The 8,918-nt window shown below is 66.5% G+C and carries 5 protein-coding genes and 1 pseudogene; 4 read left to right on the forward strand and 2 right to left on the reverse strand.

Annotated features, from left to right (window positions below; all coding sequences use genetic code 11):
- A partial coding sequence (locus AC1DU6_RS12290; protein ID WP_477857476.1) for an FAD-binding and (Fe-S)-binding domain-containing protein occupies positions 1-3,135 on the forward strand: 3,135 nt, incomplete at its 5' end.
- Complete coding sequence (locus AC1DU6_RS12295) at positions 3,132-3,572, forward strand: HIT family protein (RefSeq protein ID WP_457325694.1); 441 nt, start codon at positions 3,132-3,134, stop codon at positions 3,570-3,572. The genes AC1DU6_RS12290 and AC1DU6_RS12295, both read left to right, overlap by 4 nt.
- Here AC1DU6_RS12295 and AC1DU6_RS12300 read toward each other — a convergent pair.
- Complete coding sequence (locus tag AC1DU6_RS12300; protein ID WP_056204144.1) at positions 3,545-4,042, reverse strand: hypothetical protein; 498 nt, start codon at positions 4,040-4,042, stop codon at positions 3,545-3,547. The two genes, AC1DU6_RS12295 and AC1DU6_RS12300, sit on opposite strands and share 28 nt — an antisense overlap.
- 436 nt (positions 4,043-4,478) lie before the next feature.
- On the opposite strand from AC1DU6_RS12300, the gene AC1DU6_RS12305 reads away from it, so the two are divergent.
- Positions 4,479-6,296 (forward strand): S8 family peptidase, encoded by a 1,818-nt coding sequence (locus AC1DU6_RS12305; RefSeq protein ID WP_477857478.1) that lies wholly within the window; start codon positions 4,479-4,481, stop codon positions 6,294-6,296.
- 274 nt (positions 6,297-6,570) lie between these two features.
- On the opposite strand, the gene AC1DU6_RS12310 is transcribed toward AC1DU6_RS12305, so the two are convergent.
- Entirely contained in the window at positions 6,571-8,601 is a 2,031-nt protein-coding gene (locus tag AC1DU6_RS12310; RefSeq protein ID WP_477857480.1) for a M13 family metallopeptidase, read from the reverse strand.
- 114 nt (positions 8,602-8,715) lie between these two features.
- Here AC1DU6_RS12310 and AC1DU6_RS12315 point away from each other — a divergent pair.
- Positions 8,716-8,918: pseudogene (locus tag AC1DU6_RS12315) on the forward strand (phosphate ABC transporter substrate-binding protein PstS); the annotation flags it as partial.

The following is an 8,918-nucleotide window of genomic DNA, read 5'->3' on the forward strand; positions in this document are numbered from 1 at the left end:
GCGCTGCGCGGCGTCGAGATGCTGCGTTTGCCCGGCCTGGACCGCGAGGTGCCGACCATCTTCAGCGAGGCCGGTGTCGTCACGCAGCGTGTGGCGGACATGGCCGAGGCGAACGGCTTCGTCTTTGCGGTGGACCCGACCAGCGCCGAGGCCAGCTGCATCGGCGGCAACGTGGCCATGAACGCCGGCGGCAAGAAGGCCGTGCTGTGGGGCACGGCGCTGGACAACCTGGCCAGCTGGAAGATGGTGACGCCCGAGGCCAAGTGGCTGGAGGTCATCCGCCTCAACCACAACCTCGGCAAGATCCATGACGTGGAACTAGCCAGCTTCGAGCTGCGTTACTTCGACGCGTCGGGCACCAAGCTGGAAAAGACCGAGCGCCTGGACATCCCCGGCCGCGTCTTCCGCAAGGAGGGCCTGGGCAAGGACGTGACGGACAAGTTCCTCGCCGGCCTGCCGGGCATCCAGAAGGAAGGCTGCGACGGCCTCATCACCAGCGCGCGCTGGATCGTGCACCGCATGCCGGCGCACGTCCGTACGGTCTGCCTGGAGTTCTTCGGCAACCCGAAAGACTGCGTGCCCAGCATCGTCGACATCAAGGACTACATGTTCTCGATTGCCGACACCGGCGTGCTGTTGGCGGGCCTGGAGCATCTGGACGACCGCTACCTGAAGGCGGTGGGCTACGCCACCAAGAGCAAGCGCGGTGGCCTGCCCAAGATGGTGCTGGTGGGCGACATCGTCGGCGACGACGCGGATGCCGTGGCGCGTGCGACGAGCGAGGTCGTGCGCCTGGCCAATGGCCGCTCGGGCGAGGGCTTCGTTGCCGTCAGCGCCGACGCGCGCAAGAAGTTCTGGCTGGACCGCAAGCGAACGGCGGCCATCAGCAAGCACACCAACGCGTTCAAGGTGAACGAGGACGTCGTCATCCCGCTGCACCGCATGGGCGAGTACACGCTGGGCATCGAGCGCATCAACATCGAGCTCAGCTTGCGCAACAAGCTGGCACTGGTGACGGCGCTGCAAGCCTTGTTCCTGACGGGCAACCTGCCGCTGGGCAAGAGCGACGACGCGGGTGACATCCCGAGCGCGGAGTTGCTGGAAGACCGGGTGCAACAGGCGCTGGCCTTGCTGCGCGAAGTGGGCGACCTGTGGCAGCAATGGCTGGATGGCCTGGACAGCGGATTCTTCGAGGGCTTGCAGACGCACGAGCTGCGCGCGTCGTGGAAGACGCAGATCCTCAAGCCCCTGCAGGCCCTCTTCAACGGCGCGGCCTTCGAGCCGCTGATTGCCGAGCTCAAGCGCATCCACAAGGAGGTGCTGCGCGGCCGCGTCTGGGTGGCCCTGCACATGCATGCCGGCGACGGCAATGTGCACACCAACATCCCCGTCAACAGTGACAACTACGAGATGCTGCAGACGGCCCACGCGGCCGTGGCACGCATCATGACGCTGGCGCGCTCGCTGGACGGCGTCATCTCCGGCGAGCATGGCATTGGCATCACGAAGATCGAGTTCCTGACCGACGACGAGATCGCCAACTTCACGGCCTACAAGAAGCGCGTCGACCCCGAGGGCCGCTTCAACAAGGGCAAGCTGCTGAAGGATGCTTCCCTGCCGGCCGACCTGCGCAATGCCTACACGCCGTCCTTCGGCCTGATGGGGCACGAGTCGCTGATCATGCAGCAGAGCGACATCGGCGAGATCGCCAACTCGATCAAGGACTGCCTGCGCTGCGGCAAGTGCAAGCCGGTCTGCGCCACGCATGTGCCGCGCGCCAACCTGCTCTATTCGCCGCGCAACAAGATCCTCGCCACCTCGCTGCTGGTCGAGGCCTTCCTGTACGAGGAGCAGACGCGCCGCGGCGTGTCGATCAAGCACTGGCAGGAGTTCGAGGACGTGGCCGACCACTGCACGGTCTGCCACAAGTGCCTGTCGCCCTGCCCGGTCAAGATCGACTTCGGCGACGTGACGATGAACATGCGCAACCTGCTGCGCAAGATGGGCCAGAAGACCTGGCGGCCGGGCAATGCGGCGGCCATGTTCATGCTGAACGCGACCAACCCCGAGACCATCAAGTTCATGCGCACGGCCATGGTGGGCATCGGCTTCAAGGCGCAGCGCTTCGCGGTCGACCTGTTCAAGCTCGCGGGGCGCAAGCAGACCAGCGCGCCSCCGGCSACRSTSGGCRCCGCGCCGATCAARGARCAGGTCATCCACTTCATCAACAAGAAGCTGCCCGGCGGCCTGCCCAAGAAGACGGCGCGGGCGCTGCTGGACATCGAGGACAAGGACTACGTGCCCATCATTCGCCCGCCGTCCATGGCGAGCGAGACCGAGGCGGTGTTCTATTTCCCAGGCTGCGGCTCGGAGCGCCTGTTCAGCCAGGTGGGCCTGGCGACGCAGGCCATGCTCTGGCACGCCGGCGTGCAGACGGTGCTGCCGCCCGGCTATTTGTGCTGCGGCTACCCGCAACGCGGCTCGGGCCAGTTCGACAAGGCCGAGAAGATGATCACCGACAACCGGGTGCTCTTCCACCGCGTCGCCAACACGCTGAACTACTTGGACATCAAGACGGTGGTGGTGTCATGTGGCACCTGCTTCGATCAACTGCAGGGCTACAAGTTCGAGGACATCTTCCCGGGCTGCCGCATCATCGACATCCACGAGTACCTGCTGGAGAAGGGCATCACGCTCGGCTCCAAGACCAGCTACCTGTACCACGACCCCTGCCATTCGCCGATGAAGCTGCAGGAGCCGATGAAAACGGTGAAGGCGCTGGTGGGTGACAACGTCGTGAAGAGCGAGCGCTGCTGCGGCGAGAGCGGCACGCTGGGCGTGACGCGGCCAGACATCTCGACGCAGGTGCGCTTTCGCAAGGAAGAGGAACTGCGCAAGACCGAGACGCAGCTGCGCGACAGCGGCAAGGTCGGCGCGAACGACAACCTGAAGATCCTGACGTCCTGCCCGAGTTGCCTGCAGGGTCTGTCCCGCTACGGTGATGACTTGCAGAACGGCCTGCTGGAGGCCGACTACATCGTCGTCGAGATGGCCAACCAGATCCTCGGCCCCAACTGGATGCCGGAGTACGTGGCCAAGGCCAACAACGGCGGCATCGAGCGGGTGCTGGTGTGAGCTGCCCCTTGTGCGAGGGCGACGGCGGTTTCGTCGTCGCTCGCACGCCGCAGTTCCGCGTCGTGCGCGTCGTCGATGGCGACGAAGCGCAACGTTTCCCGGCCTTTTACCGACTCATCTGGAGCGCCCATGTCGCCGAGTTCAGTGACCTGTCGGTCACGGATAGACACGCCTGCATGGACGCTGTCACCGAGATCGAGCGGACCTTAAGGTCTTTGCTCGCGCCGACCAAGGTCAACATCGCCAGTCTCGGCAATGTCGTGCCTCATCTGCACTGGCATATCGTCGCGCGTTTCGACTGGGACAGCCATTTCCCAGCGCCAATCTGGGCCATGCCCCAGCGCGAACTGGGCGGCCCGGCGGTAGAGCGCCTGCCGCTGGCGCTTGCTCGCGTCGACGCCGCCGTGCTTCACTCGTTGACCATCGCGATCCGATAGCCACGCCCGGCGCCGGCGACCTGCTGGTTGTTGCGGTCGTCGGGATCGATGAAGTCGACGCGGAAACGATAGATCTGCGCGCCGGCCGTCTTCTGCGGGCCGCACTCCAACATGTTGGCCGCGTTGCGCACGGTGCGCTCGATGCGGTTGGAGATGCCGTCGGTCCTGACAGCAGTGACTTCACCGCCGTCGATGACGATCTGCACCTTCACTTGGCCGACACGGCGCTCGTTCTCCCAGGTGGTCTGCAGCGCGTCCTGCAGTTGGCGGTCGAGGCTGGCGCAGGCGTCGTGAATGTCGTAGCGCACGGGCGCCTCGACGACACGGCCGCTGACTTCGACGCGCTCCAGATCCCCTGGGGCGGCCAGCGCGGGGCCTGCAGTCAGGGTCAGCGCGACTGCACAGGCGACGCCGGCAAACAGGCTGTTGAGCAAAGGGGTGCGCTGGGCAATCGAATAGCGGTTGGACATGACGAGCTCCTGTGGGTTCTTGGTGGGGGGCGGGCGCCGCAAAACGCGTCGACCTGTGTTCAGGCTAGGCGCGTGAATGAGCGGCCCCAAGCCGCAAGCGATGAGTTGCCGGTGCCATGTGACGACCCGCTGAAAACCGCGACCGAATTGCTGCCGGCTTGTTTCGCTCGCTCGAGCGTGCGCATGCCATTGGTCACGGGCGCTGTCATCCGTGATTGCCCGCTAGGGTTACTTCCGTCACTGCGGCTGGTGACAAGGCTGCCTTCGTGTCACGGACACACTGCGGCCCGCTTCGGATGCGCCATGTCGGCCAGGACGGTTTTGTTGTTGGGTTGAGTCCTGCCGGCGAGCTGAACACAGTGGTGCTCCTCGTGGAGATCCCGCGGGCCGAGCCGGTGCGCCGTCCGCCACGGTGACTTTTCCGGAACCACCACAAATGAGTTTTGCTTTTGCCAACAAGAGAACCCTGCTCGCACTGGCCTGTGGCCTGCTGACGGCGGGTGCCAGCCAGGCTGGCGTATCCAACACCCAGGTCGACGTGGGCGTTGCCAGCCTGGTGCGTGCGAGCAGTACCGAYCGCCTCATCGTCAGCTACCGCGACGCCTCCCAGGTTGATGCCCAGGACGCCACCGTACTGCGCGCCGTCGGCATCGCTACCAACGCACTGGAAGCTCGCCTGAATGTCGTGAACTCGGCACTGGCCCTGCGCGGCGCCAAGGCCCGCGTGCTGCGCCAGATGGGCACTGGCGCCCACATCTACAAGCTCGACAAGGCGCTCTCGCACGGCGAAATGCTGAGCCTGGCCAACCAGCTCAAGGCCGCCGACCCCAACATCGCCTACGCGGAACCCGACCGCAAGATGTACCCGATGTTCACGCCCAACGACACGAGCTACAGCTCGCAGTGGGACCTGTACGAGACGACCGGCGGCATCCGCGCCCCGGCGGCCTGGGACCTGTCCACCGGCTCGGGCGTCGTCGTGGCCGTCATCGACACCGGCTACCGCCCGCATGCCGACCTGTCGGGCCAGATCGTGGCCGGCTACGACATGATCAACGACACGGCCGTCTCCAACGACGGCAGTGGCCGTGACAGCGACCCGAGCGACCCGGGCGACTGGACCGCCGCGGGCGAATGCGGTACCGGCGAGCCGGCCAGCAGCTCCAGCTGGCACGGCACGCATGTGGCCGGCACCATCGCGGCCAAGACCAACAACTCCACCGGCGTGGCGGGCATCGCCTTCAACGCCAAGGTGCAGCCCGTGCGCGTGCTGGGCAAGTGCGGCGGCTACACCTCCGACATCGCCGACGGCATGGTCTGGGCCTCGGGCGGCAGCGTCTCGGGCCTGCCCACCAACGCCACGCCGGCCAAGGTCATCAACATGTCCCTCGGTGGCGGCGGTGCCTGCGACACCACGTCGCAGAATGCCATCAACAGCGCCCGTTCGCGCGGCACGAGCGTCATCGTCGCAGCCGGCAACGAGAACCAGAACGCCAGCAACTCCAACCCGGCGAACTGCTCCGGCGTGGTTGCCGTGGCAGCCACGGATCGCAATGGTGCTCGCGCCTACTACTCGAACTACGGCGCCATCGTGACGCTGGCGGCGCCCGGTGGTGATGTGCGCTCCAGCAGCAGCAACGGCATCCTCAGCACGCTGAACGCCGGCACCAAGGCGCCGGGCGCCGACAGCTATGCCTACTACCAGGGCACGTCGATGGCCACGCCGCATGTGGCCGGTGTCGTCGCGCTGATGATGAGCGCCAAGCCGACCGCCACGCCCGACCAGATCAAGGCCGCGCTGATCAGCAGCGCGCGAGCCTTCCCGGGCAGCTGCTCGCAATGCGGCGCCGGCATCCTGGATGCGGCGGCTGCGGTGGCGGCCATCACGGGCACGGGCGGCCTGCCGACGGTCAACGAGACCGAGTCCAACGGCTCGATCTCGGCGGCCAACACCGTCTCGGCACCGGCCAACGTGGCCGGCACCATCGGCTCGACCAGCGACACCGACTACTTCAAGGTGACGCTGCCGGCCGGCAAGACGCTGGCCGCGACGCTGACCATGGGCAGCAGCAGCAACGACTTCGACCTCTACGTCAAGAACAGCTCCGGCACGACGGTGGCCAGCAGCGAGAAGGCGGCGGGGCAGGTCGACAGCGCGAGCTACGCCAATGGCGGCTCGGGCTCGGTGACGCTGTATGTGCAGGTGCTGCGCTACAGCGGCACGGGCTCGTACACGCTGAAGCTGCAGTGGTAAGCGGTTTGGTTGGTTGAATGGGAACGGGGCTTCGGCCCCGTTTTTCTTTGTGGCATTTGCGGTTGTTCTCTTTGTTCGGTGCATTGCCGGGAGTCCGTCCCGGCGGCCGGGTAACTTTCTTCTTCGACACCCTCCTGGCGCGTCAGAGAAAAGTTACCCGCCATCGCGGGGCGGATTCCCGCGGCACTGCACACGGGTCATGAGGACCGCGGCAAGAGCGACCAAAAAAGAAAACGGGGCCGAAGCCCCGTCTCAGTTCAATCAACAACCCGACTCACCACACCGTCAGCGGATCACTCGCCACCATCGCACTCCCCGCCTTGCACGAGAACGCCTGCGCGAAGTAAGCCGAATTGCTCATCGGCGTCAGCACGCGGAACTTGGCCGGCGAGTGCGGGTCGGTTCGCACCTGGTTGATGAGGAACTCGGTGCGCACCTTGGATCGCCAGACCAGCGCGTTGCTGATGAAGAAGCGTTGTGCCGGCGTGTAGCCTTCGATCTTCCGGTCCGCGCCACCGCTGCGCTTGAGCGCGCGCTGCAGGCCTTCGTAGGCGATGGGCAGGCCCGACATGTCGGAGATGTTCTCGCCCAGCGTGAGCCGGCCGTTGATGTTGTAGCCGGGCAGCGGCGAGATTGCGGCGTAGCGGTCGGCCACCTTGTCGGCACGGGCCTTGTAGCCGGCGGCATCGGCCGGCGTCCACCAGTCGGTCAACGAGCCGATGGCGTCGAAGTTGCGGCCGCTGTCGTCGAAATGGTGGGTGATCTCGTGGCCGATGACCGTGCCGATGGCGCCGTAATTGGTCGCGTCGTCAGCCTTGGCGTCGAAAAACGGCGGCTGCAGGATGCCGGCCGGAAGGGTGATCTCGTTGAGGCCGCCCGCCTGCGCATTGACGATGTGCGGCGCCATGCGCCAGCGGCCGCGCTCCACCGGCGAATCCAGGTCCTTGACCTGCTGGCCACTGTGCCACAGCGAGACCCTGAGCCAGTTGCCGGCATAGTCGTTGGCGCCGAGCTGCAGGCCTTCGTATTGCGGCCACTTCTCGGGCGCGCCGATCTTGGCCTGCATGTTGGCCAGTTTTTCCAGCGCCTTGGCCTTGGTGCCAGGTGTCATCCATTCCAGCTTCTCGATGCGCTCCTTCATGCTGGCGCGCACGTCTTCCACGAGCAGCCCCGCGCGCTTTTGCGCCTCGGGCGAGAAGGCGCGTGTGACGAACACTTCGCCCAGCGCCAGGCCCATCGGCTCGCCGCCGGTGCGCCCGCCGATCTGCAAGATGACGTCCTCGCTGCGCGGCGGGGGGGCTTGCAAGCCGGTGATGGTCTTGCCGCGGTACTCGAACGAGGCCGTGGCGTAGGCCTTGGGCAGGCGGGGCGACAAAGTGTCCAGCACGCGTACCGCCAGGTAGCGGCGCCACAGGTCCAGCGGCGCATCGGCGGTCAGCTTGGCCACGCGTGTGGCGAATTCCGGCTGGCCCACGAGGAAGCGCTGCGGCGGCTTGGCGCCCGCGGTCAGCACGGCCAGGTAGGCGCTCCAGTCCAGCCCCGGTGCGGCGGCGGCCAGTTCCGCCGGGCTCATCGGGTTGTAGCTGGCGTTCGGATCGCGCAGCCTGGCGCGCTCGCGGGTGGCCTCGGCCAGTTGGGCCTCGAAGCCGATCAGCGCGTCCAGCTCGGCGTCACTGGCCGGGCGGCCGGCGGCGGCGAGCAGGGTCTGGGCGAAGCTGCGGTAGGCGGCGCTGACGGTGCGGGTGCGCTCGTCGCTGCGGAAGTAGTCGTCACGGTCCGGCAGGCCCAGGCCCGACTGCGAAAGCGCCAGCACGTTGCGGCGCGTGTCCTTGCGGTCGGCCTGCACGCTGAAGTTCAAAGGTGCGTGGATGCCGCTGCGGTTCAGCAGCGCCAGCAGGGTGGGCAGGTCTTCGCGGCGCTGCAGGCCGTCAATCCGGTTCAGCAGTGGCGTGATCGAACTGATGCCGCGCGCCTCGACGGCGGCCTCGTCCATGCCGCTTGAGAAATAGGCCGCAATGAGCTTCAGGCCCGGTGTGTTCTGCAGCGCCGGCTTGTCGGCCAATTCCTTCAGTGCCTTGTCCAGCACCGCGTCGTTGTTCTGGCGCAGCTGATCGAAGTTGCCAATGCGGCCACGGCTGGCAGGCACCTCGGTGGCGGCCTCCCAGTTGCCATTGACGAAGGCGTAGAAGTCGTCGCAGGGGCTGACGTCCTTGGACAGGCCGCTCAGGTCGAGGGCCTGGGCGGTGGCGGCCAGTCCGAGCAGGGCGGTGGCAGCGGCCAGGCAATGGCGGGCGAATCGGGGCATGGAGGTGACGAGCTGGAAGCCGTGAAACCGGGAGATTAGAGCGGCCACCGCCATCGCGGGCCGGAAGACACAAGGCATGATTACGGGTTTTCACCAAGTCACTTGCTCCTGGTCATGCCCGTTTTCCTGCGCCCGATGCTGGCCCTCGCTGCCTCACTTCTGCTGTCCTCAGCGGCCCTTGCCCAACCCGTGCAAGGGCAGGGCGCCACCTTTCCATCCAAGGTCTACGAGACCTGGGCGCGCGCCTTCGAGAAGGCCGGCGGCGGCGGCGTTGCTTACAAGGGCACGGGCTCGGGCGACGGCATCAAGCAGATCGG

The organism is Roseateles sp. P5_B10 (assembly GCF_056400485.1).

Excerpts from the sequence above, each read along its gene's own strand:
- AC1DU6_RS12300 (WP_056204144.1), bottom strand. The coding sequence starts at position 4,042 with ATGTCCAACCGCTATTCGATTGCCCAGCGCACCCCTTTGCTCAACAGC.
- AC1DU6_RS12310 (WP_477857480.1), bottom strand. The coding sequence starts at position 8,601 with ATGCCCCGATTCGCCCGCCATTGCCTGGCCGCTGCCACCGCCCTGCTC.